Raw genomic sequence first — 24,897 nt, 5'->3', positions numbered from 1 at the left:
GAGCCCGGTCGCGAAGGGTTATCCACAGATGTGAGATCTGGCCTGCGATCCGAACGAACGTTCGAGATAATGGTCTCGGTGAGGAGCTGAATACCTAGGCGGCAGGGGGTGGTGACCGATGCGGCAGTCGACCAGCGGCATGGCCTCCGGCGGCGTGCCTCCCGCCGCCCTGGAGGAGGCGCTCGGCCGGATCGAGGGCGCGGTCGGTGACCTCGCCGGCCTGCTCGGCCCGGAGGCGCTCGACGGGTGGGACGCGCCGAGCGTCGGGCGGCTGGCCGAAGCGCACACCAGGATCCGTCGGCTGACCGGACAGCTGGACGGGGTGCGCTACACGCTGCTGCCGCGCATCGAGGACGAAGGCTCGTGGCGGTCTGGTGGGATGTCGCGCACGTTCACGTCGTGGCTGCGCGTGCGCGAGGGCGTGGCGGCGGCCACCGCGCGCAAGGACGTGACCACCGCACGCCGGCTGGCCACGGCTCTGCCCGCCACGCGGGAGCGGCTCGTCGCCGGAGTGCTGGGGGCCGACCACGCGAGGGTGATGACCGAGGTCGCCCCGACCAGCGAGACGCGACAGGACGCGCTGGCCTGGCTGGTCGACACCCGTACCGGAGAAGCGACCACGGCCGAGCAGTTCGTGCAGAGCGTCGCGGTGGACTTCCCGGACCCCGCGGAGGACCCGGACGGTGCCCGCACCCGTGAGCGGATCACGCAGGTGCTCCAGGACGCGATCGCCGACGGCGTGCTGGTCACCGGCGAGGGCCTGGTCCTGCGGGAGGCCGGTGTGCTGAACGCCGACCAGTTCCGTACGGTGGCGCGCCGGTTCGCCACGGTGACGGACCCGGACACCGACGACGTCGAGGACGACAAGGCCGCCAAGGGCGAGTACCTGGACCTGGCCAAGACGTTCGGTGGGTATCACGTCGAGGGCTTCCTGACCGACGAGCACGGGCTGCTGCTGTCCACCGCGGTCAACGCGGTGATGGGGGCGCCCGCCGCCGAGGACAGCAGGACGCCGGGCCAGCGACGTGCCCAGGCCGTGGCCGATGTCGCCCGTCTCGTGCTGGACGCGAACGAGGCCTCGCCGGGCGCTGCGATCGCGCCGCACCTGAACGTGACGGTGTCCTGGACGGAGCTGGTCACCCAGGTAACCCGCAGCCGTGACGGGCTCTGCCTCACCTGCGGTCAGGCGACCCCAGGCTCAGTCCGGTCCAACTCGTCCCCCTCGTCCACGTCGTCCACCCCGTCCACCCCGTCCACCCCGTCCACCCCGTCCGGGTTGCTGTCGGCAGGAGGCCCGGTCTTCACCGAGACCGGTGGCCGGGTGCCGCGGGCTGTGCTGCGGCGTCTGGCCTGCGACAGTGCGGTCACCCGGATCGTGTTCGGTCCGGACGGCGCCGTGCTGGACGTCGGACGTGCGCAGCGCACCGTGAGCGGGCAGATGCGACGCGCGGTGATCGCCCGCGACAAGCATTGCGTGTTCCCTGGCTGCGATCAGCCGGCTTCGCGCTGCGAGGTTCATCATGCGGTGACGCACTGGGCAGACGGCGGAAGCACGTCCGTGAGCAACAGCGCGCTGCTGTGCTGGCACCATCATCAGCTCGTGGACGCCAGAGGCATCGTCATGCACTGGACCGGCAAGCCAACCGACGACGGCGCTGGAACCCTGCTGGAGACAGGGTGGGCCTTCACCGACGCCCGCGGTCACCGCATCCGCCTGCCCGAGGCCATCGACCCCGCGCCAGCACCGGACAACACCCGCTCACTCGACCCACCGGGCGCGGCCGCATGACGATGGATGACGGCGGCTGCCCCGGGCCAGTGCCAGCGCACCGGCCCGGGGCAGGATCGAGACCGTGTCTTCTGTCGTCCTCGGCACGTCGGCACGCCAACTCGCCAACTCGGCATTCCGGCACCTTCGCCACCTCGGGCACGCCACCTCGGATCTCGGTGCCTCGGACCCCGGACCTCGGACCCCGGACCTCCGACCCCGGACCTCGGACCCCGGACCTCGGGCCGCGCTACGTCGTGATGACGTCGGCCACGACCTCGCGTTCAGCACCTGCCGCGATGCGCCAGACGGCGTCGGCGAGGTCGTCAGGGTCGAGAGTCGCCCCGGCGATGGCCGGGCTGAGCGCGCTGCCGACGTCCGGCGGCCCGGAGGTGAGCAACTGGTGGATGTCGCCACGCTCGATGAGCCCGCCGACCACGAGGGAGCCCACGTGGACGCCGTCGGGCGCTGCGGCTTCCGCGAGGGTGAGGGCGTAGGTGCGCAGCGCGGCCGACGCAGGGGCGAACGGCCCGAGGAACGGCAGCGGGACGACGGCGCTGAGCCCTGCCACGTAGACGATGGCGCCGCTGCCGCGTTCGCGCGCAGGACCAGCCCTGCCAGTTCGACGGCGGGCTCGACGACCTGAGCGACGACATCGCGCACGTCGGCAGGCCCCGTCTCGAGGATGCCGACGGGTGCGGCGGCTGGGTTGTCCGCACCGGGCCCGTGGTGGACGACGTCGACCGGCCCGAGCCGGCTCTGGACCTCGTAGACCGCGCGGCGCATCGCCTCGGGCTTGCGCACGTCCGCGGCGACGGCGACGGCACGGACCCCGGCGGAGTGCAGCTCGTCTGCCCTGGCGGACTGGGTGGTGCTGGGGTGCGGGGGTGCGCGGCCCAGGCCGAGGTGGGCCGGAGCGAACCTTGCTCACGAACGTCATCCACCAACCTTTCTGTCGCGTCTTGAGCGTTGAAATGACTGTGGTTAGCGTCCCTCTCGACGCGCGGCACCGGCGCCGTGCGTGGAAGGAGTACGCCTGAGATGACTGGCTTCGAGAACGAGTTTTCTGTCGACCGGCGGTCGGTCCTTGCGGGCGCCGCGGGCCTCGCCGGCTCGCTGGCACTGGGGTGGGCACAGCCTGCCGCGGCGGCGTCGGCCCCTGGTGGTACGGGAGCCGCTGCTGCGGGTGCGGCCCACCGGAATCCCGCGAGCTACCCGGACAACTGGCCCGACCCCGAGCCCTACGGAGTCGCGGACACGCGGCTGGACCTGTGGCCTCGTGAGGACAACTCCTTCATCCTGCCGCTGGAGCTGCGTCCCCGGGACGAGGAGCGTGGCCAGGTCTGGATCCGGGACACGTACGTCAACTGCTTCGTCGTCGACGGGCGGCCCGTCTACGTCGCGACGGGTACCACCCGTGTGCCGGGGCGCCCGGCGGCGGGCCCGTGGAACGACGGCATCTTCATGTGGGTGGCCAGCTCCCTGCGCGGACCGTGGAAGCTGGTCGACACGACCGGCATCAGGCCGGACGCGGAAAAGGGCAAGGTGTGGTCGCCCGAGTTCGTGGACGAGAACCGGCCTGGGCGCACGGTCGTCGCGCCGTGGCAGGAGTACTGGCACGACACCGGCCAGTTCGGCAAGCGCGGCAACGCCTGGGCTCCCGAGGTGCACTACTTCCGCGGCACCTGGTACATCGTCGCCTGCATGGGCGACCACTCCCGCAAGGTCGGCTCGTTCATGCTCGTGAGCGAGGGCGGCGTCGAGGGTCCTTACCGTCTCATCGAGGGCAACCTCGACAAGCCGTTCGGGGAATCGTTCGTCGGCGGTCCTGGCTTCATCGAGCCGGGCGCTTACTTTCACATCGACGGCAGCCTCTACTCCGAGGGCGACGACGCGTGGCTCGTGCTGCACAACGACCTCTACGCGAAGTTCCGGGACGACATGGAGGACATCGTCCCGGCCACGAACCTGCCGAGGTTCGAGCAGACGCCCTACACGCCCGAGCCGTACCTGGAGGGCGCGTACGTGTTCAAGCACGGCGGCAAGTACTACCTCTCGCACGCCGCGTGGGACCGTACGTCGACGAACCAGGACGGGAGCACCCGGAACGCCTACGACCCGCCAGGGCCCGGCCGGGTGCAGTACCAGTACGACCTCGTCGTCGCCGTGTCCGACAGGTTCGAGGGCCCGTACACCGAGCGCTGGACCGCTGGTGTGGGTGCCGGCCACAACAACATCTTCCTCGATCGCAGCGGCAAGCCCTGGGCGACGTTCTTCCGCAACCCGGCGCAGGGCTACTGGGCGGACCCGTCGCGCATCGACGACGCTGCGGTCGCGGGCGTCGTGCAGCTGGAGTGGACGGGACCGGAGGGCAACCGCCTCTACGTCCAGCGGCGCGACGGCGGCGGCGCCCGGCCGTAGGCACGGCATACCCGGGCGTAGGCACGGTCGCGCGGTAGGCACGGCCGCACCGTAGGCACGGCAATACCCCCGCTGGTCGAGCTCGTCGAGACCCGCAAGAGTTCTCGACCAGCTCGACCAGCGGCGTCATGCGACACCAGCGGCGGGAGTACCGACCCCTCAGCCCTCGCGGGCCGCCAACGCCTTCTCGTACTCGTCGCGGATCGTGTCCCCGCCGCCCTTCGCCCACGCCTCGGCGGCGTCGGCCCAGGCGCTCACCGGCTGGCGCCCCGCAAGGATGTCCGCCTCCACTGCTTCGATCTTCTCGCGGAGCTGGCTGCCCCGGCGGCTGGCCGTGTCGCTGAACAGTCCCTGCACCGGGTTGCGCACAGCGGTAGGCACCACGGTGGTCTGTGCGTCGTGCTCGGCCTGCGCGACGTCGGGGTCGCCGGCCTGGAAGTTCACCCAGGGTCCCTCGACGACGTACTTGAGGCCGAGCTGGATCTCGGTGCTGCCCTTCTCGGTGAGGACCGGGTCGGTGCCGTCCAGCTCGTGGTGCACGCCCTCGACCCCGTAGGTGCGGAACAGGTGCTCCTCGCTGCCGAACGGGGCAGCGAGATAGTTGATCACGTCGAGCAGGGCCTCGGCGCGGTCCGCGGACCGCGAGCTGATCGCCGTGATGTTCTGGATGGGCGCGCCGAGGTGGATGCCTGCCATGCCGCCGCCGGCCGCGAGCGGGGGCTGGACCACGGAGAGGCGGAACTGGTCGTCGATCGGGTAGTTCGAGAAGTCCGGCCAGGCGCTGAACGTGTCGTCGAGCAGCCGGATGGTGCCGTTCACGAGCCAGGTCTTGCGCTGGGGCTGCGTTGCGGGGACGCCGTCCGGGTGGACCAGGCCGTCGGCCACGAGGCGCCGTCCGGCCTCGAGCGCCTCCTCCTGGCGCTCGTGGAGTCTCGCGCCCGTCAGGCTGCCGTCCTCGTCGGACCACTCGTTCGGGATCTCGTACATCTGGCGCAGGAACCCCAGCGGGACGCGGCCGAGCGCCCAGGTGTTACCGCCGGACAGGTCCTTGCAGAGGGAGTGGAACTCCTCGAACGAGGTGACCTGCGGGTCGATGCCCTCGGCCTCGAAGTAGTCCTGCCGCGCGTACATCACCATGCTCTGCGCGGGCCCGCGGGGGACCGGCACGGCGAAGATCTTGCCGCCGTAGACGCACGACTGCCAGCTCTCGGTCGGGATGTTCGCCAGGAACGGGTAGTCCTTCACCGCGTCGCCCGAGAGCAGCTCGGTGAGGTCCGTGGCCCGTTCGGACAGCAGGCCCGGCAGGCCGGGCACCTCACCGGGGAACATCTCGAAGAGGTCCGGCAGCTGGTCGCCGGCGACAGTGGTCTGGAAGCGGTCGGTGAAGTCGCCGGCCGGCGTGAGCGCGATGGTCAGGGCGAACCCGAGCCGCTCGTGCAGCTCCTGCCAGTAGGCGTTGTTCTCCACGGATGGCGGCACCGGTGTGTTGGTCAGCCCGAAGATACCGACGTCCTTGCCGTCCCCTGGCTGGCCCGTGGCCACCCTCTTCGGGTTGGCCGGGTACTTCAGCATGGTGTCGGGGACGCCGTCGCCGCCCTTGATGTCCATGGCCACGCCGTCGTACGGGATGTAGGTCGGCAGGACGACCGAGCCGTTGCCGACCAGCGCGCCGCCGCGGCCCTCGTTGCTGCAGCCGGCCAGGCCGAGCAGCGCGAACGCGCCGAGCCCCATGCCTCCCTTCAGGAGGTTGCGCCGGGTGACCGGATGGTCCGTCAGAAACCTGTTCATGACTACTCCTCGTCGAGTGCGTGGGTACGGTTACGAGTGCTGTGCGGGTGGACGGCGTCAGCCCTTGACGGCGCCGGTGAGCATGCCCTTCGCGAAGTGGCGCTGCAGGAACGGGTAGACCAGGAGCACCGGGACCACGGAGACGACGAGGATCGCCATCTGCAACGAGGTCTGGGGTGGCATGGCGGCAGCGTCGATCCCCAGGTCCTGCGAGCCGAGCTGCGCGCCGTCGACGACGTAGGTGCGCAGCACCAGCTGCAGCGGCCACTTGCTCGCGTCCGACATGTAGAGCAGCGCGTTGAAGAACGCGTTCCAGTAGCCGACGCCGTAGAACAGGCCGACGACGGCGAGCACCGGCTTGGACAGCGGCAGCCCGATCCGCCAGAAGAGCTGCCACTCGCTGGCCCCGTCGATCCGTGCCGCGTCGATGACCTCTGCCGGAAGCTGCACGAAGAACGCCCGCACGACCACCACGTTGAAGGCCGAGATCGACGTGGGGATGATCAGCGCCCACAGGCTGTCCAGCAGCCCGAGCCGCTGCACCACCAGGTAGCTCGGGATGATCCCGGGGCTGAAGAGCAGGCTGATCAGCACCAGGAGCAGCATCGCGCGGACACCGAAGGCGCCGCGCCGGCTCAGCGCCCAGCCGAGCGTCGTCGTCAGGGCCAGGCTGAGCGCCGTGCCGACGGCGGTCACGATCACGCTGATCCAGAGCGCCTGCGTGACGACGCCGCCGGCGAAGATCATGCGGTAGGCGCTCAGGTCGATCCCGGTCGGCAGGAGCACGAAGCCGCCGGCCTCCGTCACCTGCTCGGGCGTGGCAAGGCTGGTGGAGACGATGCCGACGAACGGAAGGATCACCAGCGCGCAGGCGATCGTCAAAACTATGCCCTTGATGGTGCGCTCGGAGGGACCCGGCATCGCCACGCCGTCGATCACGGGTCGGGCGGTGCGCCCCACCTCGGTGGACGAACGAGTGGACGAACGAGTGGTCGAACGGGTGGTCGTCCGGCGGCCCGGCGTCGTGCCCGTCGTGGTGTCGCTCATGCTCGGTACACCCCTTCCTCGCCGAAGGCGTGGGCGGTCTTGTTCGCGACGAGCACGAGGATCAGCCCGATCACGCCCTTGACCAGCCCGACGGCCGCAGCGACTCCCCAGAACCCGCCGACGACGCCCTGGTTGTAGACGTAGGTGTCCAGCACCTCGGAGACGCCGAGGCCCACGGCTTCCTGCTGGAGGACGAGCTGCTCGAACCCGACGCTGAGGGAGTCGCCGAGCTTGAGGATGAGCAGCATGATGATGATCGGCCGCATCCCCGGCAGCGTGATGTGCCACGTCTGACGCCAGCGCGACGCGCCGTCGACCGCCGACGCCTCGTAGAGCGACTTGTCGATCCCGGCCAGCACCGCGAGGAAGAGGATGGTGGCCCAGCCGGTGTCCTTCCAGATGATCTGCGACGTGATGAGCGCGTAGAAGGCGTCGGAGTTGCCGATGATGTCGATGGGCTCCCACCCGTGCGAGCGCAGGAAGTTGTTCAGCAGCCCGGCACCGCCGAGGACCTGCTGAAAGACCGCCACGACGATCACCCAGGACAGGAAGTGCGGCAGGTAGAGGATCGACTGCACGACCTGCCGCACCCGGTTGGAGACCAGGCTGTGCAGCAGCAGGGCCAGGATGATCGGCGCGGGGAAGACGAAGACCGTCTGCAGCAGCGTGATGATGAGGGTGTTGCGCAGCGCGCTCAGGAACGCCGGGTCGCCGGAGAACAGGATCTGGAAGTTCTCCAGCCCGACCCACAGGCTGCGCCCGATACCGAGGTACGGCTGGTAGTCCTGGAACGCGATGACGTTGCCGCCGAGCGCCAGGTACTGGAAGACGATGATGACGGCCATGCCAGGCAGGGCCAGGAGGAGCACCGCCCGGTCGCGCACCAGCCGCCGCCACCAGGGCAGCCTGTGCGTCCTGACCGGCGCCGCGGGCCGACCCGCGCGCGCCGGCCGCCCCGGTGGCCGTGTGCGCGGCTCGTCGAGGGCGGTCATCCCGCCCTCCGGTTGACGGCACCGACCGCGACGGCACCGGCGGCGGCACCCGCGACGACAGTTCCGGCGAGCACGTCGGCAGGCTGATGCAGTACCAGGTCGTCAGGCATGGAGGGACTCCTCGGCGGTAGATGCGGCGGCGGTGGCGGACGGGGCGGCGGCAGGGTCGGACAGGGCGGCGGCCCGGAACAGGGCGGTGGCGGACGCCGGATCGCCGCCGTGCAGCGCGGCGACGAACGGGTCGTCCGGAGTGAGCTCCGACCGCAGGACGGTCCGGCCGGAGATGGCCGAGCGGTACATGCCGGTGATCAGCTCGAGGGACCTGCGGCCGTCCGGCCCGCTCGCCCGTGGACGCTCCCGGCGTTCGAACGACTCGGCCAGCGAGGCGAGCTGTGCGGCGTGCGAGCTGTCCAGGTCGTCCACGGGCGGCCAGCCGGCGACCCGGTCGGCGTCGACGGCGTGCGGGGCAGGCGTCCAGCGCCAGTCGGCGTTGCCGTACCCGTAGAGGTGCTCGACCTCGACCGTCGCGTCGGTGAGGTCGAAGCGCAGGTAGCTCGTCTCGCGTGGGGAGAGCAAGCTGTTCACGACCGAGCAGACCGCCCCGGACCCGAAGCGCACCATCGCCAGCGAGACGTCCTCGGTCTGCACGTCGCGGCCGAGGGTGGCCATCTGCGCGGTGACGCTGTGCCAGTCGCCGAGGAGCGAGAGCAGCAGGTCCATCTGGTGGATCCCGTGACCCATCGTCGGGCCGCCGCCCTCCGTCTCCCAGCGTCCCCGCCACGGGACCTCGAAGTAGGCGGGCGCCCGGTACCAGAGGGTGTGGCAGACGGCGACGAGCGGGCGGCCCAGCGAGCCGTCGTCGAGCTGGCCGCGGAAACGTTCCGCCCCGCTGCCGAACCGGTGCTGGAAGACGTAGGCCGCGTACGGTCCGCCGTCGCGCTCGTGCGCCGCGATCTCGTCGTACTCGGCCAGCGACAGGGCGGGCGGCTTCTCGCACCACACCCAGGCCCCTGCGTCGAGGGAAGCGACAGCGCTGTCCTTGTGGTTGCCGGGAGGTGTCGCGATGACGACGAGGTCGGGGCGCTCGGTGCGGAGCATCGTGTCCAGGTCGGTGTACCGGCCCGGCACCGACCACTCGTCCGCCGTCCGGGCGAGGGCCTCGGCGTCGACGTCCACGAGGGCGACCACCTGCGCGCGGTCGCCGAGGGTGGCCAGGGCGGGCAGGTGCCTGCCGCGTGCGATACCGCCCGTGCCGACGACGGCGGCACGAATGGGTGTGGATGGCTTGTTCACGCGCTGCTCCGTTGCAGAGTGATCGATCACAGTTTCCGGGCTACGGTAGGAGGTGATCGATCACTTCGCAAGGTCCCCCTGGCCGGGACTGCTCCGGAGTGGCGTGTCAGAATGAGCGCGTGTCGCACGGACGCGGGGCTATGACCAGCGAGGACGGGGCATGACGAACCAGAGCTCGACACAGGACCAGAGCTCGACACAGGACCAGAGCTCGACACAGGACCAGAGCTCGACGAAGTGCCAGGGCTCCACACAGAGCCAGAGCGCGACGAAGGACCGGCGCGCGACGATCTGGGAGGTCGCCAAGGCCGCCGGTGTGTCTCACCAGACGGTCTCGCGCTACCTCCGGAACGACACGAAGATGCGGCCCGAGACGGTGGCCCGCGTCAGCACGGCCGTGCAGGAGCTCGACTACCGACCGAACCTGACCGCACGGTCGATGCGCACCCGCCGCAGCGGACGGGTGGCGGTCCTGCTGCCCGCCGTGGCGACCTACGGCCCGCCGCAGATTCTCGGCGGCGTGATGGACGTGGCGCACGAGCACGGGTACACGATCGAGGCGTTCAGCGTCGAGGGCACGTCCGCCGACCGATTCGCGCGGGTCCTGGAGCTCGCGGACTCCGGCCAGGTCGAGGGCGTCCTCGCGCTCGCGCCGCTGCCGCCCGAGTCCGAGCACCGCTTCCCGGACCGTGCGGCGATAGTGGTGTCGGCGGACTACGACGACGAGTTCCACGGCGTGGGCGAGCTCGCCGACGGCTCCCCGGTCGCGGAGCTCGTCGAGCGACTGGCGGCGCTGGGCCACCGGCGGTTCCTCCACGTGACCGGGGCGCTCGACTTCGCCTCCGCGCGCGGGCGGCGCGACGTCTTCGTGGAGACGATCGAGCGTCTAGGGCTCGGTCCCGCGCTGATCCACGAGGGCGACTGGTCGCCGGAGGCGGGGCGTGCGGCGGTGCTCGCCCTGCCCGAGCAGGACCACGCGACCGCCATCATCGCCGGGAGCGACCCCGTCGCCGCCGGTGTGGTGCAGGGCGCGCGCGAGCGCGGGTGGTCCATCCCCGAGGACCTCAGCGTGACCGGCTGGGACAACAACCTGCTCGGGGCCTACCTGCAACCGACGCTCACCACGGTGCAGGTGGACCACCGCAAGCTCGGCCGGGCGGCGATGGCCCGGCTCGTCGCGACGCTGCGTGCGCAGCCAGGTACGGAGCGGGAGCCGGAGAGCGGGTCGGCGAACGAGCCCGACCCTGCGTTGCCGCCGTCGGCCCGGGGGCCGCTGAACACCATCATCTGGCGGGGCTCGACCGGTCCGGTGGCGCCCTCGGCGGGCAGCAGGAGATCCGGCGGATCGACGCGCTGACCGTGCCTCCGCGCTAGCTGTCCGGGAGCCGCACGGGGTCGACGGCGAGCTGGAGCCGCTCCCGCACCCACCAGTCCCCGGTGCGCCGCCGCTCGTCCGGCGTGGTGTACCGGTAGCGGTGCAGCACCGCACGGACGGTGCGCGGCGGCCGCCCGTCGAACGGGTCACGGCGCAGCAGGCGCAGGGTCGCGGGATCGGCCTCGAGCAGTCGGCGCAGGAACACGGTGAACCACCGCGCGGAATGGCCGAGGGGGAGGAACCACATGAGCCAGTCCAGTCGCAGGTGGTAGGGCGCCACCTGTGGCGGTCGCCGGCCCAGGGGGCCCGGCTTGCCCCGGAACTCGTACTCGACCCAGTCGTCCGGGCCTGGCTCCGTGGCGAGCGTGCCCTCCACGGTGATCTCGTCGCGGTGCCGCGTGACCGACCCGAACGCGCCGTAGGCGTTGACCAGCCGGAACGGCTCGAAGCTCGCGTTCATCCGCTGGTGCCGCGACACGAGGTTCAGCGCCGGGCGCACCGACAGCACGAGGAGCAGCAGCGCCACCGCACCGACCACGATCACGAAGGTGAGCGGCACAGAGGGCTCGGCGGCAGAGGAAGCCGCCGCGGCGCCGTCGGACAGCCCGACCAGGCCGCCGAGCCAGGCCCAGGTGCCGTCGTCGACCACCCCGAGGGCGAGCACGATGGTTGCCCAGTTGAGCCACGCGAAGTTGCCGGTCAGCACGAGCCAGCCCTGGGTGAGGACGAACACCGCGCCCGCGACCGACGGGAAGGGCTGCGGCAGAAGAAGCAACCACGGCACCAGCAGCTGGCTGACGTGGGTGCCCACCGCCTCGAACCGGTGCCACCAGCGCGGCAGGTGGTGCGCGTGCCAGGAGAACGGGCCGGGCAGCGGCTGGGTCTCGTGGTGGTAGCTCAGGGCGGTCAGGTCGCGCCAGGCGGTGTCGCCGCGCCACTTGATCAGACCGGCGCCCAGCTCCAGGCGGAACAGCAGCCAGCGCACCGCGACGACCATCAGGATCGGCACCGGCACGGCGCCGGACCCGAGGAACGCGACCAGCAGACCTGCCTCGCACAGCAGGGACTCCCAGCCGAACGCGTAGAAGGTCTGCCCGACGTTCACCAGCGACAGGTAGAGCCACCACAGCGTGAGGAACACGAGCATCGGGACCCACCAGGGCCCCGCCTGCGGCAGCCCGACGACGACGCTCGCCCCCAGCACCACGCCGCACCAGGCGACCGCCACGAGCAGCCGGTCCGAGTAGTGCCACCGGAACAGGGAGGGCCCGTCGCGCCAGTGCGTGCGGGCGACGAACGAGGGGACCGGCTGGAGTCCGTGCTCCCCGAGCAGCGGCCGGAACTGGTGCAGCGCGCCCCAGAACGCGAGCGCGTACAGCGCGCCGAAGCCGCGTTGGAGCACCGTGCGCGCCACGTCGTAGTCCGCGCTCGTCCACCAGCCGAGCCAGTCGGGCAGGGTGCCTGCCATACGTCCACGCTATCCGGCTGCCGGCCCGCAGGCTCAGCGCAGTGCCGGCAGGACCTGCTCGCCGAACGCCTCGACGAACGCGTCCTGCCGGCGCCCGACGTGGTGCAGGTAGAGACGGTCGGCACCGGCGTCGCGCAGGGCTGCCAGGCGTGCCGTCAGCTCGCCGAGGTCGGCGGAGACGAGGACCGCGCGCCGGACCTCGGCGATCCCGACGTCCCTGGCCCTGGCGTCGAACGCGGCGGTCGTCGCAGTGTCCGCTGCGGTCTCGGGTGAGCCGGTGTTGGTCCGCCACTGGTCCAGCGCCACGGCCTCGGCCTCGGCCAGGTCAGGGGCCCACGAGACGTGCACCTGGACCGTTACCTCGCCCGCGCCGCCCGCCTCCCGGTAGGCGTCGATGATCCGGCGCAGGTTCGGGACGGGCTGGTTCACGGTGATCAGGCCGTCCGCCCACGCGGCATGCCGCCCGGCCGTCGCCGCCGTCAGCGCCGGGCACAGGAGCGGAGGCACGACCTCGGGCAGCGTCCACAGCCGCGCCCGGTGCGCCACGACCAGGCCTCTGTGGTCCACCTCCTCACCGCGCAGCAGCGCGCGGATCACCTGGACGCACTCCGCCAGCCGGGCATCCCGGTCGGCCTTCGGCGGCCACGGGTCGCCGGTCACGTGCTCGTTGAGGTTCTCGCCCGAGCCGAGGGCCACCCAGAACCGGCCAGGGAACATCGCCCCCAGGGTGGCCACGGCCTGCGCGACGATCACCGGGTGGTAGCGCTGACCGGGCGCGCACACCGTGCCGTAGGACAGGTCGGTGCCGGCCAGGGCGGCACCGAGCCACGACCAGGCGAGGCCGGACTCGCCCTGCCGCTCGCTCCAGGGTGCGAGGTGGTCGGAGCACATCGCCGCGTCGAATCCTGCGTCCTGCGCGAGCCGGGCCACGCGCAGCCCTTCGGTCGGATGGAGCTGCTCGTGGGAGACGTGGAAGCCGACGACCGTCACGCGTCGTCCCCGCCGGAGTCTCCGGCGTCTCCGGCGTCGCCGTCGATCGTGCGACGCAGCCACCGGTAGCCGTACCCGGCGAGCGAGATCCTGCCGTCGGTCTCCACCGGCGGGTAGTCCTGGTCGACGTGCACGTCGACGTAGCGCGCCGCGCCAGCGCGCAGGGCCGAGATCTCGTTGGCGGGCAGGGCTGCCTCGACGTCCTCGTCCGCGAGGTTGGCGAGCAGCAGGACACTGGACTCCTCGACCTGGTAGCGCAGCGCGAGGACGGACGAGACTCCCACGTCCCACGTCTCCGGTCGGGTCCTGCCGAGCTCGCTCATCCCCAGCCTGGCCCGCACCAGGCCACCGACCCGGTGCAGCAGGGAGCCCGCGCGCACGCTCTGCTCGTCCACGCTCACGCGGTCGGGACCGAACGGGCCGGTGATCACGGGCGCCTGGAACTTGTCCATCGGGGCACGGGAGAAGCCGGCGGACGGCGTCGTGGACCACTGCATCGGCGTGCGGACGGCCTCCCGTTCCGGCAGGTCGAGGTCGTCACCCATCCCGATCTCGTCGCCGTACCGCAGTACCGGCGGCCCGGGCAGGGACAGCAGGACCGCGTGCGCGAGCGCGAGGCGCCGCGTGTCGCCGCCGAGCATCGGGGCCAGACGCCGCCGGATGCCCCGGCCGTAGATGCGCATCGACCCCTCGGGGGCGAAGGCGTCGAGCACCTCCTTCCGCTCGCCCTCGGTGAGCCGTTCCAGATCGAGCTCGTCGTTGTTGCGCAGCCAGTGCGCGTACGTCGAGCCGGGCGGTGGTGCCGGCTGGACCCGCAAGGCACGTTCCAGCGGCTCCGCCTCGCCGCGCGCCAGGGCGAGGAAGACGTGGTTGTTCGACCAGAAGTCGAGCAGCATGGTCATGCCTTGGTCGCCGTCCGACCCGAAGTAGTCGGCGTAGCGGTCCGGCTCGACGTCGACCTCGCCGAGCAGCACCGCCCCGGTGCGCTGCGCCGACACCGCCGAGCGCAGGTCGCGCACCAGCCACTGACCGTCCGTGTCCGGGCGTGCGGCCATGGCCCGCTCGAGCATCAGGGGGACCGCGTCCACCCGGAAGCCCGAGACGCCCATGCGCAGCCAGAACGACACGATCCGGAACAGCTCGTCACGCACCCTGGGGTTGTCGAGCGCGAGGTCCGGCTCGTGCGCGTAGAACGCGTGCCGGTAGAACTGCTGCGCCTCGTCGTCCCAGGTCCACGTGTCCGGCTCCACGTCGGGGAACATCGGCTTGATGTCGGTGCGTGGCTCGTCGGACCACAGGTAGTAGTCGCGGTACGGCGAGCTCCGGTCGCGTCGCGCCTCCTGGAACCACGGGTGCTGGTCCGAGGTGTGCTGCGTGATCAGCTCGACGAGCACGTGCAGCCCGAGGTCGTCGGCCGTCTCCAGCAGCCGCGCCACGTCGGCGAGGTCGCCAAGACGTGGGTCGACGGCGAGGTGGTCGACGACGTCGTAGCCGCCGTCGCGGAACGGCGACTCGTAGAACGGCAGCAGCCACACGCAGGTGGCGCCGAGCCCGCGCAGGTAGTGCAGGCGCTCGATGACGCCGGGCAGGTCGCCCCAGCCGTCGTCGTCCGAGTCGACGAAGAGACGGGGGTCGAGCTGGTAGATGACCGCGTCGGTGAACCAGGAGGAACGCATCGCTCCCTCAGCTCTCAGGGTGCGCGGGGGCGCCCGTCCGGGGGTTCATGGAGTCGGGATCAGCGTCCTGGTCAGTCTCCTGTTCAGTGTTCTGGCCAGCGTCCTGGTCGACGTCGCCACCGGCGGTGCGCGGGCTCGAGGCGTCGTCAGCGCTCTTGCCGGCGGCCGCGCCGGTGCGCGGGTTGAGCTGGTCCGGGTCTGCGTCCGGGTCCTCGGCAGGGTCGTAGCCGGGCTGGTCGGTCATCGTCGTCTCCTGTCCGGTCGGGCGTGGCCGGTGCTGGACCGCTTGGCCCTTCTCGCACCGTGCCACGGGACCGCGTGGCTCGCACTCCGCGGTGCGCGCGGCGGACGCCGTCGTCGCGTACCGCTCCGCCAGCCGGCCGAAGGCCTCGGCGAGAGCGGGCGGTCCGACGACGTCGACAGCGGCGTCGAACCGCCCGAGGGAGGCCGCCAGCGCCACCCACGACCATGAACCGAGCTCGAGAGCGCAGCGCTCCGGGCCGAGGTCCTCGACCGTGCCGTCGCCGGCGAAGGGGAGGACGTCGGCGGCGGGCAGGTGGATCACGACCCTGCCCTGGCAGGGCCAGGTGTCGCCCCGGTCCGAACCCTTGAACCGTGCCGACACGAAGTCGCGCACGCTCCCGCCGGGCACCGTGCGCGGGACGAAGCGCGGCCCGGTCGGGACGCGTGGGGTGATCCGGTCGGCGCGGAAGACCCGCCAGTCGTCGCGTTCCAGGTCCCACGCGACCAGGTACCAGCGGCCGCCCGACGCCACGACGTGGTGCGGTTCGACCCGGCGCGGTGCGGGTGGTGCGGCTGGTCCAGCACCGTCCGCGCGCAGTCCGTGACCGGAGTGGTCGAACCGGAGTACCTCGCGCGAGCCGACGGCGGCGGACAGCGCGACCAGCACGCCGGGCGTCACCGGTGCGGCGGCTCCGGGCGAGCGCGCGGGCAGGGTGGTGACCTGGACCGTGTCGAGCCGGTGCCGCAGACGGGAGGGCAGCACCTGCCGCATCGTCGTCAGCGCGCGCCCCGCGGCCTCCTCGATGCCGGCACCGGCCAGCGGCGCGGTCTGCAGGGCGACGGCCAGCGCGATCGCCTGGTCGTCGTCGAAGAGCAGCGGCGGCAGCTCGGAGCCCGCGTCGAGGTGATATCCGCCGTCGGGCCCCATCGTCGTCTCGATGCGGTACCCCATCTCCCGCAGCCGGTCGACGTCGCGCCGGACCGTGCGGTGGCTGATCCCGAGGCGGTCGGCGAGCAGCTGCCCGGGCCAGTCCCGCCGGGCCTGCAGGAGCGACAGCAGGGCGAGCAGCCGCGAGGTCGTCGTGGTGGTCGGCGTCATGACCGCGACGGTACGGACAGTGGAGGACCTTCGCTGTCCTCGACCTTCGCAAGAGTGCTGGTTGCCGGGGAACGGCCCGGCAGAGGCCTTGACCGCCTTGACACCTTCGACTCCCTTGACACCTTCGACTCCAAGGAGCAGACATGACCATCAACACCACCCCGCACCTCAACTTCCGTGGCGACGCCCGTGCGGCGCTGGAGCTCTACCAGACGGTCTTCGGCGGCGAGCTGGCAGCCGTCACCTACGCGGACGCCCACGCCGTGACCGAGCCGGCCGAGGCAGGACAGGTCATGTGGGGGCAGGTCGCCTCGGCGGGCGGGTTCCGGGTGATGGCGTACGACGTGCCGTCCCACACCGCGTACGAGCCGGGCGTCATTCCCCTCTTCGTCTCGGTCCGCAGCACGGACGCGGCGGAGATCACCGGCTACTGGGAGCGGCTCGTCGACGGTTCGACCGTCGTCGTCCCGCTCGGCGAGGCGGCCTGGGCGCCGCTCTACGGCATGGTGAAGGACCGCTTCGGTATCACGTGGGTGCTCGACGTGGAGGTGCCGTGGGACGCCTCGTGACCAGGCACCTCTGACGCACCGGGCGCCGCCGGCCACCAGGGGTGGACGGCGGGGCCGGTGTGCGGTGAGGTTACGGGCATGAGGTTACGGGCATGAGATGGCGCAACGACGACCACGGCTACGGCATCGTCACGAAGGTCCTGCACTGGTCGACCGTCGCGCTGCTGCTGACCCAGCTCACCGTCGGCTACGTGATGGACGACAAGGCCGACGCGGCCGACGTGGCCGATGTGGCCGACGTCGACTGCGACCCGGCAGGCGAGGAGCTCGGCGGCGGTCGCACGTCCGACGCCGAGGAAGAGCGGCTCGACCAGGTCGAGGACCGGTGCGAACAGGCCCAGGAGGCCCGCGAGGAGGACACGGAGGACAGGGCGGACAGGGCGGACAGGGCGGACGCGGACGACGCGGTCGGCGCCGCCTGGTCGGACCTGTGGACGGGCGACCTGACCGGCGGCGAGCTGACGCTCGCCGGGTGGCACGTGGTGCTGGGGCTGGCGATCGTGGCGGTGGGCGTCCTGCGCGTGGTGTGGCGCAGGACGACGCCGCTGCCGCCCTGGGACTCCCGGCTCACCGAGACCGACCGCGTGGTGCTGCACCGGGCCGAGCGCATCCTGCTCGCGCTGCTCTTCGTCGTACCCGCGACGGGGATCGCGCTGGTGGTCGGCAGCAGCGACCTCGTCCCGCTCCATGTGGCAGCGCACCTGTGCTTCTATGCCGCACTCGTGGTGCACGTCGGTGTCGTCGTACGACGCCGGGTCGTTGGCCGGATGCTCTGGGGGCGGGCCCGGTAGCTCGCGGGCCGGGCATGACGAACCGGGTAGGACGAACCGGGCATGACGAACCGGGCATGACGACTAGGGGTGGTCCGCTCCGGACAGGGGCAGCGTGAGCCGGAAGCAGGCACCCCGGCCGAGGTCGGTGTCCAGCTCGACGTCGCCGCCGTGGGCCCGCGCGATCGAACGCACGATGGCGAGCCCCAGCCCAGCGCCGGCCCCGCCCTGGCCGGCGACCTGGCCGGCGACCTGGCGGTTCCGGGATCGGTCGGCCCGGTAGAAGCGATCGAACGCGCGGTCGGCCTGCTCGGCGCTCATCCCCGGTCCCTCGTCGGCGACCTCGAGCACGGCGCGGTCGCCGGACGTGCCGACGCCGATGCGGACAGGGGTTCCCGGCGGGGTGTGGGCCGCGGCGTTCCCCACGAGGTTGGTGACGACCTGCCGCAGCCGGGCCTCGTCGGCGCGGACCGGGGCCGCGCCGACGGGCCCGTCGCCGCCCGGTCCGGTGAGCTCGACCGATCGGGTGGGGTCGAGGGCTTGCACGTCGAGCAGGCCGTCGCTCGCCAGGGTGCGCAGGTCCATCGGCGTCCGGTCGAGCTGGTCGGGTGCTTCGTCGAGCTGGGCGAGGACCAGCAGGTCCTCCGTGAGCGCCGCCAGCCGGGTGGCCTCGCGCTTGATCCGTCGCATCGCGTCGTCGACGTCGGCCCGGTCGGTCAGCGCGCCCATCTGGTAGAGCTCGGTGGTGCCCTTGATGCCGAAGAGCGGGGTGCGCAGCTCGTGGCTGACGTCCCAGACGAAGTCACGCATCCGCGTCTCGGACGCGGCCCGGTCGGCGAACGCCTGCTCGAGCTGCCCGAGCATGGTGTTCAACGAGCCGGCGAGGTGGCCGATCTCGGTCCCGGGAGGTGCGAGGTCGGGCACGCGCTGGGTGAGGTCGCCGCCGGCGATCGCGGCGGCCGTGTGCTCGATCTGGCGCAGCGGCCCCAGGCCGCGGCCGAGGGCGAGCCAGCCGACCGCCGTCAGCAGGACGAGCAGCACACCGCCGCTGAGCACGCTGCTGCGCCGGAGCGCGTCGATGGTGGCCTGGCTCTCGGCGAGCGGTGCGGCGGCGATCACGGTGCCGTCCCGCCCGAGGGTCGGCCGGGCCGCTGCGCGCCACCGTTCCGCGCCGTCGGCGCCGGGGAGGCCGACGACCTCGCCGTCGGCCGGGACGGTGCGCAGCTCGTCGAGCGCCGGCAGGGTGTCGCCGTCCAGCTCGGCGGAGCGGAGGTCCTGGTCCACCTGGCCCTCCGCGTCCAGGTACACCAGGTACGGGGCGCCGAGCAGGTCGAGCGCGGGCCCGAAGAGCTCGCCGGCCGCGTCGAGCTCAAGGGGCACGCTCGGGGAGGCGCGCGAGACGAGGTCGGTGAAGGACCGCAGCTGGCCGTCGATGCGGTCGAGCTGGTAGCGCTCCAGGTGGCCGGAGAGCAGCGCGCTGATCAGACTCAGCCCCGCCAGGAGCAGGCCGGCGGTGATCACCAGGAGCCGGACGCGCAGGGAGAACCGCCGCAGCGGCTGCGCCGCCGGCGTCACTGTCGTGGCTCCCGCATCACGTAGCCCACCCCGTGCACGGTGTGCAGGAGCTTTGGCTCCTCGTTGTCCACCTTGCGCCGCAGGTAGGAGATGTACGTGTCGACGATGCTGACGTCGCCGCCGAAGTCGTAGCTCCACACCCGGTCGAGGATCTGCGCCTTGGACACCACGTGCCCCGCGTTCTCCATCAGGTAGCGGAGCAGCCGGAACTCGGTCGGTGAGACCCGGACGGGCCGCCCGGACCGGGTCACCTGGTGCCCTTCCGCGTCGAGCGCGAGCGTGCCCACCGTCAGCACGTCGGCCGGGTGCTCGGCGGTGCGCCGCAGGATCGCGCGGATCCGGGCGATCAGCTCCTCCAGGTCGAACGGCTTGGTCACGTAGTCGTCGGCGCCGAGGGACAGCCCGGTGACCTTGTCGGCCTGGCGGCCGCGGGCAGTGAGGAAGAGTACGGGCACCGGGCGACCGCGTCCGCCCAGGCGCTGCTCCCGCAGCCGCCGGACCACCTCGAAGCCGTCCATGTCCGGCAACATGACATCGAGCAGCACCAGGTCGGGAGGCTCGGCGACGGCAGCGGCCACCGCCGCACCGGCGGTGGCCGCTGACGACACCTCGAACCCGGCGAACCGCAGGGTCGCGGAGAGCAGCTCGCGGACGGTGTCCTCGTCGTCGACCACCAGAAGACGCTGGGCGCCTGTCGGCAGCGCGCCTGTCGGCAGCTCTGCCCCACCTGTTCGCTCCACGTCGATCAGAGTACGGAGGTCATGGGCGTGCCCGGCGGACGAACCACCCTCCGCCGTCCAGGACATCACACGTCGCGACGCCGGAAGAGGACGAACGCGACGGTCAGCACGGCCGCGACCCCGAGGCACATCCCGCCCAGGTTCAGCCAGGGGGCCGGGTAGTCGGGGTTCGGGACGGTGGTGAGGACCGCAGCGGCGCCCTGGCTGGGCCAGAAGTCCAGGATGCCCGCGAGCCACGAGGGGAACAGGCCGGCGAACCCGGGGACAAGGAAGACGATGGCCACCAGAGCGACGATCGCGCCCGCCGTGGCCCGCAGGATCGTGCCGAGGCCGACCGCGAGCAGCGCGATCGCCGTCAGATAGACGCCGCCGCCCAGGACGGCGGAGAGGACCCCCGGGTCGCCGAGGCTCGCGTTCGGCACGCCCTGCGCGGCGAGCATGGCCTGCCCGAGAAAGAACGAGGTGAACATGAGGGCCTGCCCCGCCACCACCGCGACACCGGTGAGCAGCACCGCCTTGGCGGCCAGCAGCCGGTGCCTGCGGGGTGTGGCGGCCAGCGACGTCTGGATGAGGCCGGTCGCGTACTCCGAGGTGACGACCAGGATGCCCAGCACACCGATGATCAGCTGGGCGACGAGGTACGTCGTCAGGCTCTGGTTGGTCGGGTCCCAGTCCGCCCGCTCCGCGGCGGTCAGGTTCGCGTACTCCACCCCGATGGCACCCATGCCGAGGGCGGTGATGCCCAGCCCGGCGAAGCCGAGGCAGGCCAGGGTGTACCAGGTGGACCGCAGGCTCCGGAACTTGATCCACTCGGCGTGGAGAGTCCGGGAGAAGGGGACTGCGAGGGCTTCGGCGTGCGCGGTCATGAGGTGGCTCCCAGGTACTCGAGGCTGTCCTTGGTCAGTTCCATGAAGGCGTCCTCCAGCGAGGCCTGCTGCGGGGAGAGCTCGCTGAGCACGACGGAGTGGTAGGCGGCGAGCTTGCCGATCTCCCCGGCGGCGAGGTCCGAGACGACGAGCGAGGAGCCGGACCCGTCGCGCACGGTGGCCCCTGCGGCCGTGAGCAGGCGGGCGAAGACCCCCGGCTCCGAGCAGCGGACGAGCACCGTGCCCTCGCCGTTGGCTTCCATGAAATCGGTCATGCTGGTGTCCGCGATCAGCTTGCCCCTGCCGATGACGACCAGGTGGTCGGCGGTCTGCGCCATCTCGCTCATCAGGTGGCTGGAGACCAGGACCGCCCGGCCCTCGTGGGCCAGGGAGCGCATGAAGCCCCGGATCCACCGGATGCCCTCGGGGTCGAGGCCGTTGACCGGCTCGTCGAAGATCAGCACCCGCGGGTCACCGAGCAGGGCAGCCGCGATCCCGAGCCGCTGCCGCATGCCGAGCGAGAACTCTCCGGCGTGCTTGCTGGCGACGCTCGTCAGGCCGGTCCGTTCGAGCACCGCGCCGACCCTGCGTGCCGGCAGGCCGTTGCTCGCCGCCAGCGCCAGCAGGTGGTCGTGGGCGGTCCGGCTGCCGTGGACGGCACCGGCGTCGAGCAGCGCACCCACGTGGGTCAGGGGCACGGGCAGGTCGCGGTAGTGGCGGCCGCCGATGGTGACCGCACCGTGCGTCGGCGAGGCCAGGCCCATGATGATCTTCATGGTCGTGGACTTGCCGGCGCCGTTCGGGCCGAGGAACCCCGTCACGTGGCCGGCCTCCACGGTGAACGACAGGTCGTCCACGACGGTGTCGGGTCCGTACCGCTTGGTCAGTCCTTGCACGTCGATGCTGTTCATGAGGCAGACCCTGCCGGGGCGTGCTGGCCGCGTTCTGGGGACCTCTGTGAGATTCCGGTGAGTCCCGCCCGTGCCGTGCGCCGTCCCGGGCGTCGTCGGCAGGGCGCCGGCCCGCAGGGCGGGCCGACTCACAGGAAATCCCGAGAACCGCTGGGCACGACCCCATCACCACGATGGCCCTGCCAGGCCCGGCGAAGCCTGACCCGCGGCTCAGCCGACGGTGCTGCTGGGCAGGCTCGCGTACTCCTCGATGCGGGTGACGAGCTGACCGAGCTGATGGTGGTGAGCGTCCGTCGGCTCTGAGAGCCTGGCCCGGTGCCGGCCGCCCGGGCCGCGCGGATCGGAGCTGGTGACCTCGGACTTCCTCACCGTCCCGGCCGGGTTCGCGGCCCGGACCGTCCAGCGGGAGCAAGAAGCAGGGCGGGAGTGGGTCGACCGGCTCCCTGGACTGGTCGGGCAGCTCCTGCGCGGGTGGGAGCTCACGCTCGTCAGCCCGCCCGTCGCCGGGAACGTGGGACTGGTGTGGGAGGTGCGGCGCAGGGACGGTTCGCCCTGCATGCTGAAGGTGAGCTGGCGGGACGCCGAGACCAAGGGCGAGGCCGAGGCGCTACGCCGGTGGCGTGGCCAGGGTGCGGTGCGCCTCATCGAGTCGCACGACGACGCGGGCGCCCTGCTGCTGGAGCGGCTCGACGCGGGGACCAGCCTGACGTCCGCCCCGATGCGCACCGCCGTCGAGGTCGCAGCCCGGCTGCTGAACCTCCTGCACGTCCCGGAATGGTCGGGGTTCGACGACGCGCTGGAGCTGGAATCGAGGGTGGAGGCTCCGGGCGCCGCCCATCGGGGACGCCTCCGCGAGCTCCGGCCCGCCGTCGAACAGGCCTTCCGGGACTCCCCGCACGTGCTGCTCCACGGCGACTTCCACTACGAGAACGTGCTCCGGTCGGGCACCGAGTGGCGGGCGATCGACCCCAAGCCGTCGCACGGCCCCGCCGAGTGGGACCTCGTGCCGTTGCTGCGAAATCGCTTCGCGGAGTACCCGGGCGGTTCGCGTCTGCTGCCGGGCATCCGGGACCGCCTCGACACCCTGATCGCGGCGACCGGATCGGACCCCGGCCGGGCGTACCTGTTCGCGCGTTACCGGGCGGTCCAGGACGCGGACTACGCCAGGCGGACCGCCGACACCGGGTTCGAGGAGGTGGCCACCGCGATCGAGGAGGCCACGACCCCATAGGCAGCAGCCGGCGAATCAGCCGCGACCTCAGGCCGTGCGGCCGCCGACCAGCTGGGCCAGCAGAGAGATCGCCTCTGCCGAGGGGGTGCCCGGCCCCGTCGTGTGCGTGACGAGCGTCTGGTCCGGGTGGTCGATGGAGCGCAGGGTCTGCTGCGTGACGGTGAGAGTGCCGACCACGGGATGGCGCAGCGTGTAGTCGGCGGTGGCGCAGGCCCGGACCTTGTGGTCGCCCCACAGTGCGGCGAAGTCCGCGCTGGCCATCGAGAGGGTGCCGATCAGTGTCGCCAGCTCGGGGTCGCCGGGATGCCGGCCGACGGTGAGACGAAGGTTGCCGACCACAGCCCGGCTCTTCGCACGCCAGTCGGCGTACAGCTCGCGCGTGTCGGCGTCGAGGAACACCAGGGACGCCATGTTGGGCCGTGTTCCCGGGGTGGTCGGAGCGCCAGGCTCCAGGTGCCCGGCGAGCAGGGCGTGCCCCAGCGGGTTCCAGGCCAGGACGTCGCTGCGGCGTCCCATCACGAGCGCGGGCACGCCGGTGAGCGACCCGAGGAGTGCCACGAGGGCCGGGTCGGCCTTCTCCGGCGCGCTCCGCCGCGTGGCCCGCTGCGTGCCCCGGGCGGTCGCGAGCTGCCGGAGGTGAGCGCGTTCGGCGTCGTCGAGCTGCAGTGCGCTGGCCAGGGCGTCGAGCACCTCTGGCGACGCGTTGCGGGACTGGCCCTGCTCGAGGCGCGTGTAGTACGAGGAGCTGACCCCCGCGAGCAGCGAGAGCTCCTCGCGCCGCAGCCCGGCGACCCGACGTCGGTCTCCGTAGCTGGGCACACCGGCGTCCTCCGGGCTGAGGCGCGCGCGACTCGCTCGCAGGAAGGCGCCGAGCGTGTCCGTGGGTGCGTCAGCTGGCATGACGCCAGTCTCCCGCACCCCGGAACACCGTGCCTGACCCTGGCGGGGGTAGGCACGGGCGGGTCTGGCGGACCGTGCCCGTACCCGGCGACCGTTGGTCCGGGCCGCGACAGGGAGTCGGCGGCGACGAACGGAGATCCTCATGACCGAGAGCACGACGGCAGAGCGCACGACGGCAGAGAACACGGCGGCCGAGGCCACCACGACGAGCGACCGCCTCGTCGTCGGAGAGGTCACGGTGAGCCGGGTCGTGGAGAGCGTCGGCAGCATCGGGATGACCCCGGGCCAGTTCTTCCCCGGCACGGACCCGTCCGCGTGGAACGGCCACGAGGGCGAGCTGCGCCCGTACTTCCTCGAGGACGACGGCGCGACGACGATGGAGAGCACCTCCCGGGTGGCGATGCAGACCTGGATCATCCGCAGCGCGGGCCGGACGATCCTCCTGGACGCAGCGGTGGGCAACGACAAGGACCGGCCCGACGTACCCAGCTGGTCCCACCTGCAGACCGCCTACCTCGACGACCTGGCCGCGGCCGGAGTCACGCCTGCCGACGTCGACGTCGTCGTCAACACCCACCTGCACGCCGACCACGTGGGCTGGAACACTCGCCTCGTCGACGGTTCCTGGGTGCCGACCTTCCCGAACGCCGAGTACCTGATGCCGGAAGAGGACCTGGCGTTCTGGGACCCGGAGCACGACAACGAGACCGTGATGGGTCCTGGTGCGCACGGGGTGTGGGCCGACAGCATCGCGCCGGTGCTCGCCACCGGGCAGGTCACCGCGTGGAGCGGGAGCCACCGGATCGACGACGCCCTGACGCTGGAGGCTGCTCCTGGACACACGCCCGGTGCCTCGATCCTCCGGCTGGTGTCCGGGGGCGACGAGGTGCTCTTCGTCGGGGACAGCCTGCACAGCCCGGCGCAGGTGGTGGACGTGCACACGAGCAGCTGCTTCGACGAGGACCCTGCGCAGGCCCACCGCACCCGTGACCGCATCTTCACCGAGGCCGCTGACCGGGGTCTGCTCCTGCTGCCTGCCCACTTCGGCGGGCACGGCGGGTTCCGGGTGGCGAAGGACGAGGACGGCTTCCGCATCGTCGGCTGGGCAGGGCTCACGGCGATCTGAACCGACGGCCTACCGGGCCCACCCGTCCGGCCTGCGCACGGGTGGGCCC

Annotated in this window: 21 protein-coding genes and 1 pseudogene; 7 read left to right on the top strand and 15 right to left on the bottom strand. The window is 72.0% G+C overall.

Annotated features, from left to right (window positions below):
* Positions 1-118: 118 nt before the first annotated feature.
* Positions 119-1,789, top strand: coding sequence for an HNH endonuclease signature motif containing protein (locus ACFS27_RS01675; RefSeq protein ID WP_377179696.1), 1,671 nt, complete (start codon positions 119-121; stop codon positions 1,787-1,789).
* Between the two features lie 229 nt (positions 1,790-2,018).
* Here the strand turns inward: ACFS27_RS01675 and ACFS27_RS01670 are convergent, their stop codons facing one another.
* Positions 2,019-2,339, bottom strand: coding sequence for a hypothetical protein (locus tag ACFS27_RS01670; protein WP_377183714.1), 321 nt, complete (start codon positions 2,337-2,339; stop codon positions 2,019-2,021).
* Positions 2,340-2,425: 86 nt separating this feature from the next.
* Positions 2,426-2,572 (bottom strand): annotated as a pseudogene (locus ACFS27_RS01665) (SDR family NAD(P)-dependent oxidoreductase); the annotation flags it as partial.
* A gap of 237 nt (positions 2,573-2,809) precedes the next feature.
* Between ACFS27_RS01665 and ACFS27_RS01660 the strand changes: the two are divergent.
* Positions 2,810-4,189: a family 43 glycosylhydrolase gene (locus ACFS27_RS01660; protein ID WP_377179694.1), complete on the top strand. Its 1,380-nt coding sequence runs from the start codon at positions 2,810-2,812 to the stop codon at positions 4,187-4,189.
* A 159-nt stretch (positions 4,190-4,348) separates the two neighbouring features.
* On the opposite strand, the gene ACFS27_RS01655 is transcribed toward ACFS27_RS01660, so the two are convergent.
* The 4 genes from ACFS27_RS01655 to ACFS27_RS01640 form a co-directional block, all read right to left on the bottom strand.
* On the bottom strand, positions 4,349-5,977 hold the full coding sequence (locus ACFS27_RS01655; protein WP_377179692.1) for a hypothetical protein: 1,629 nt from the start codon (positions 5,975-5,977) through the stop codon (positions 4,349-4,351).
* 57 nt (positions 5,978-6,034) lie between these two features.
* Entirely contained in the window at positions 6,035-7,024 is a 990-nt protein-coding gene (locus tag ACFS27_RS01650) for a carbohydrate ABC transporter permease (RefSeq protein WP_449301503.1), read from the bottom strand.
* Positions 7,021-8,016, bottom strand: a complete 996-nt coding sequence (locus tag ACFS27_RS01645; protein ID WP_377179690.1) for an ABC transporter permease — start codon at positions 8,014-8,016, stop codon at positions 7,021-7,023. The genes ACFS27_RS01650 and ACFS27_RS01645 overlap by 4 nt, the downstream gene beginning before the upstream one ends.
* A gap of 102 nt (positions 8,017-8,118) precedes the next feature.
* Positions 8,119-9,309, bottom strand: coding sequence for a Gfo/Idh/MocA family protein (locus ACFS27_RS01640; protein WP_377179688.1), 1,191 nt, complete (start codon positions 9,307-9,309; stop codon positions 8,119-8,121).
* 160 nt (positions 9,310-9,469) lie between these two features.
* On the opposite strand from ACFS27_RS01640, the gene ACFS27_RS01635 reads away from it, so the two are divergent.
* Positions 9,470-10,666, top strand: coding sequence for a LacI family DNA-binding transcriptional regulator (locus tag ACFS27_RS01635; protein ID WP_377179686.1), 1,197 nt, complete (start codon positions 9,470-9,472; stop codon positions 10,664-10,666).
* A gap of 13 nt (positions 10,667-10,679) precedes the next feature.
* Here the strand turns inward: ACFS27_RS01635 and ACFS27_RS01630 are convergent, their stop codons facing one another.
* From ACFS27_RS01630 to ACFS27_RS01615, 4 genes are read right to left on the bottom strand one after another with little or no spacing between them, the layout of a single operon-like run.
* Positions 10,680-12,152 (bottom strand): lipase maturation factor family protein, encoded by a 1,473-nt coding sequence (locus ACFS27_RS01630; protein WP_377179684.1) that lies wholly within the window; start codon positions 12,150-12,152, stop codon positions 10,680-10,682.
* A 33-nt stretch (positions 12,153-12,185) separates the two neighbouring features.
* Positions 12,186-13,142, bottom strand: coding sequence for a TIGR03885 family FMN-dependent LLM class oxidoreductase (locus ACFS27_RS01625; RefSeq protein ID WP_377179682.1), 957 nt, complete (start codon positions 13,140-13,142; stop codon positions 12,186-12,188).
* A complete protein-coding gene (locus ACFS27_RS01620; RefSeq protein ID WP_377179680.1) occupies positions 13,139-14,818 on the bottom strand; it encodes an alpha-amylase family protein in 1,680 nt (559 codons plus the stop codon). The genes ACFS27_RS01625 and ACFS27_RS01620 overlap by 4 nt, the downstream gene beginning before the upstream one ends.
* A gap of 7 nt (positions 14,819-14,825) precedes the next feature.
* Positions 14,826-16,160 carry a helix-turn-helix transcriptional regulator gene (locus tag ACFS27_RS01615; RefSeq protein ID WP_377179678.1) on the bottom strand — a complete coding sequence of 445 codons (1,335 nt, stop codon included), beginning with the start codon at positions 16,158-16,160 and terminating at the stop codon, positions 14,826-14,828.
* 143 nt (positions 16,161-16,303) lie between these two features.
* Here ACFS27_RS01615 and ACFS27_RS01610 point away from each other — a divergent pair, with 143 nt between their 5' ends.
* Together ACFS27_RS01610 and ACFS27_RS01605 are read left to right on the top strand one after the other, a co-directional pair.
* Entirely contained in the window at positions 16,304-16,729 is a 426-nt protein-coding gene (locus ACFS27_RS01610) for a VOC family protein (RefSeq protein WP_377179676.1), read from the top strand.
* Positions 16,730-16,821: 92 nt separating this feature from the next.
* Positions 16,822-17,520, top strand: coding sequence for a cytochrome b/b6 domain-containing protein (locus ACFS27_RS01605; RefSeq protein WP_377179674.1), 699 nt, complete (start codon positions 16,822-16,824; stop codon positions 17,518-17,520).
* A gap of 63 nt (positions 17,521-17,583) precedes the next feature.
* Here ACFS27_RS01605 and ACFS27_RS01600 read toward each other — a convergent pair whose 3' ends face one another.
* The 4 genes from ACFS27_RS01600 to ACFS27_RS01585 form a co-directional block, all read right to left on the bottom strand.
* Entirely contained in the window at positions 17,584-19,074 is a 1,491-nt protein-coding gene (locus ACFS27_RS01600) for a sensor histidine kinase (protein WP_377179672.1), read from the bottom strand.
* Complete coding sequence (locus ACFS27_RS01595) at positions 19,071-19,814, bottom strand: response regulator transcription factor (RefSeq protein ID WP_377179670.1); 744 nt, start codon at positions 19,812-19,814, stop codon at positions 19,071-19,073. Before ACFS27_RS01595 ends, ACFS27_RS01600 begins: the two co-directional genes overlap by 4 nt.
* 65 nt (positions 19,815-19,879) lie before the next feature.
* Positions 19,880-20,680, bottom strand: a complete 801-nt coding sequence (locus ACFS27_RS01590) for an ABC transporter permease (RefSeq protein ID WP_377179668.1) — start codon at positions 20,678-20,680, stop codon at positions 19,880-19,882.
* Positions 20,677-21,591, bottom strand: a complete 915-nt coding sequence (locus ACFS27_RS01585; protein WP_377179666.1) for an ABC transporter ATP-binding protein — start codon at positions 21,589-21,591, stop codon at positions 20,677-20,679. Before ACFS27_RS01585 ends, ACFS27_RS01590 begins: the two co-directional genes overlap by 4 nt.
* A 349-nt stretch (positions 21,592-21,940) precedes the next feature.
* Here ACFS27_RS01585 and ACFS27_RS01580 point away from each other — a divergent pair, with 349 nt between their 5' ends.
* Positions 21,941-22,822: an aminoglycoside phosphotransferase family protein gene (locus ACFS27_RS01580; protein WP_377179664.1), complete on the top strand. Its 882-nt coding sequence runs from the start codon at positions 21,941-21,943 to the stop codon at positions 22,820-22,822.
* 27 nt (positions 22,823-22,849) lie between these two features.
* Here ACFS27_RS01580 and ACFS27_RS01575 read toward each other — a convergent pair whose 3' ends face one another.
* On the bottom strand, positions 22,850-23,722 hold the full coding sequence (locus tag ACFS27_RS01575; protein WP_377179662.1) for a helix-turn-helix transcriptional regulator: 873 nt from the start codon (positions 23,720-23,722) through the stop codon (positions 22,850-22,852).
* Between the two features lie 142 nt (positions 23,723-23,864).
* On the opposite strand from ACFS27_RS01575, the gene ACFS27_RS01570 reads away from it, so the two are divergent.
* On the top strand, positions 23,865-24,848 hold the full coding sequence (locus ACFS27_RS01570; protein ID WP_377179660.1) for an MBL fold metallo-hydrolase: 984 nt from the start codon (positions 23,865-23,867) through the stop codon (positions 24,846-24,848).
* Positions 24,849-24,897 lie beyond the last annotated feature (49 nt).

Origin of the sequence: Promicromonospora vindobonensis, assembly GCF_042685865.1 — a bacterium.
GTDB lineage: Bacteria > Actinomycetota > Actinomycetes > Actinomycetales > Cellulomonadaceae > Promicromonospora > Promicromonospora vindobonensis.
This window is presented reverse-complemented; position numbering and strand designations above follow the sequence as displayed.

What these genes read in the sequence shown, in the direction of transcription:
- ACFS27_RS01655 (WP_377179692.1), bottom strand. Translation starts at nt 5,977, where the DNA reads ATGAACAGGTTTCTGACGGACCATCCGGTCACCCGGCGCAACCTCCTG.
- ACFS27_RS01610 (WP_377179676.1), top strand. Translation starts at nt 16,304, where the DNA reads ATGACCATCAACACCACCCCGCACCTCAACTTCCGTGGCGACGCCCGT.
- ACFS27_RS01585 (WP_377179666.1), bottom strand. Translation starts at nt 21,591, where the DNA reads ATGAACAGCATCGACGTGCAAGGACTGACCAAGCGGTACGGACCCGAC.
- ACFS27_RS01620 (WP_377179680.1), bottom strand. Translation starts at nt 14,818, where the DNA reads ATGCGTTCCTCCTGGTTCACCGACGCGGTCATCTACCAGCTCGACCCC.
- ACFS27_RS01675 (WP_377179696.1), top strand. Translation starts at nt 119, where the DNA reads ATGCGGCAGTCGACCAGCGGCATGGCCTCCGGCGGCGTGCCTCCCGCC.
- ACFS27_RS01615 (WP_377179678.1), bottom strand. Translation starts at nt 16,160, where the DNA reads ATGACGCCGACCACCACGACGACCTCGCGGCTGCTCGCCCTGCTGTCG.
- ACFS27_RS01575 (WP_377179662.1), bottom strand. Translation starts at nt 23,722, where the DNA reads ATGCCAGCTGACGCACCCACGGACACGCTCGGCGCCTTCCTGCGAGCG.
- ACFS27_RS01630 (WP_377179684.1), bottom strand. Translation starts at nt 12,152, where the DNA reads ATGGCAGGCACCCTGCCCGACTGGCTCGGCTGGTGGACGAGCGCGGAC.
- ACFS27_RS01590 (WP_377179668.1), bottom strand. Translation starts at nt 20,680, where the DNA reads ATGACCGCGCACGCCGAAGCCCTCGCAGTCCCCTTCTCCCGGACTCTC.
- ACFS27_RS01645 (WP_377179690.1), bottom strand. Translation starts at nt 8,016, where the DNA reads ATGACCGCCCTCGACGAGCCGCGCACACGGCCACCGGGGCGGCCGGCG.
- ACFS27_RS01635 (WP_377179686.1), top strand. Translation starts at nt 9,470, where the DNA reads ATGACGAACCAGAGCTCGACACAGGACCAGAGCTCGACACAGGACCAG.
- ACFS27_RS01650 (WP_449301503.1), bottom strand. Translation starts at nt 7,024, where the DNA reads ATGAGCGACACCACGACGGGCACGACGCCGGGCCGCCGGACGACCACC.
- ACFS27_RS01605 (WP_377179674.1), top strand. Translation starts at nt 16,822, where the DNA reads ATGAGATGGCGCAACGACGACCACGGCTACGGCATCGTCACGAAGGTC.
- ACFS27_RS01660 (WP_377179694.1), top strand. Translation starts at nt 2,810, where the DNA reads ATGACTGGCTTCGAGAACGAGTTTTCTGTCGACCGGCGGTCGGTCCTT.
- ACFS27_RS01570 (WP_377179660.1), top strand. Translation starts at nt 23,865, where the DNA reads ATGACCGAGAGCACGACGGCAGAGCGCACGACGGCAGAGAACACGGCG.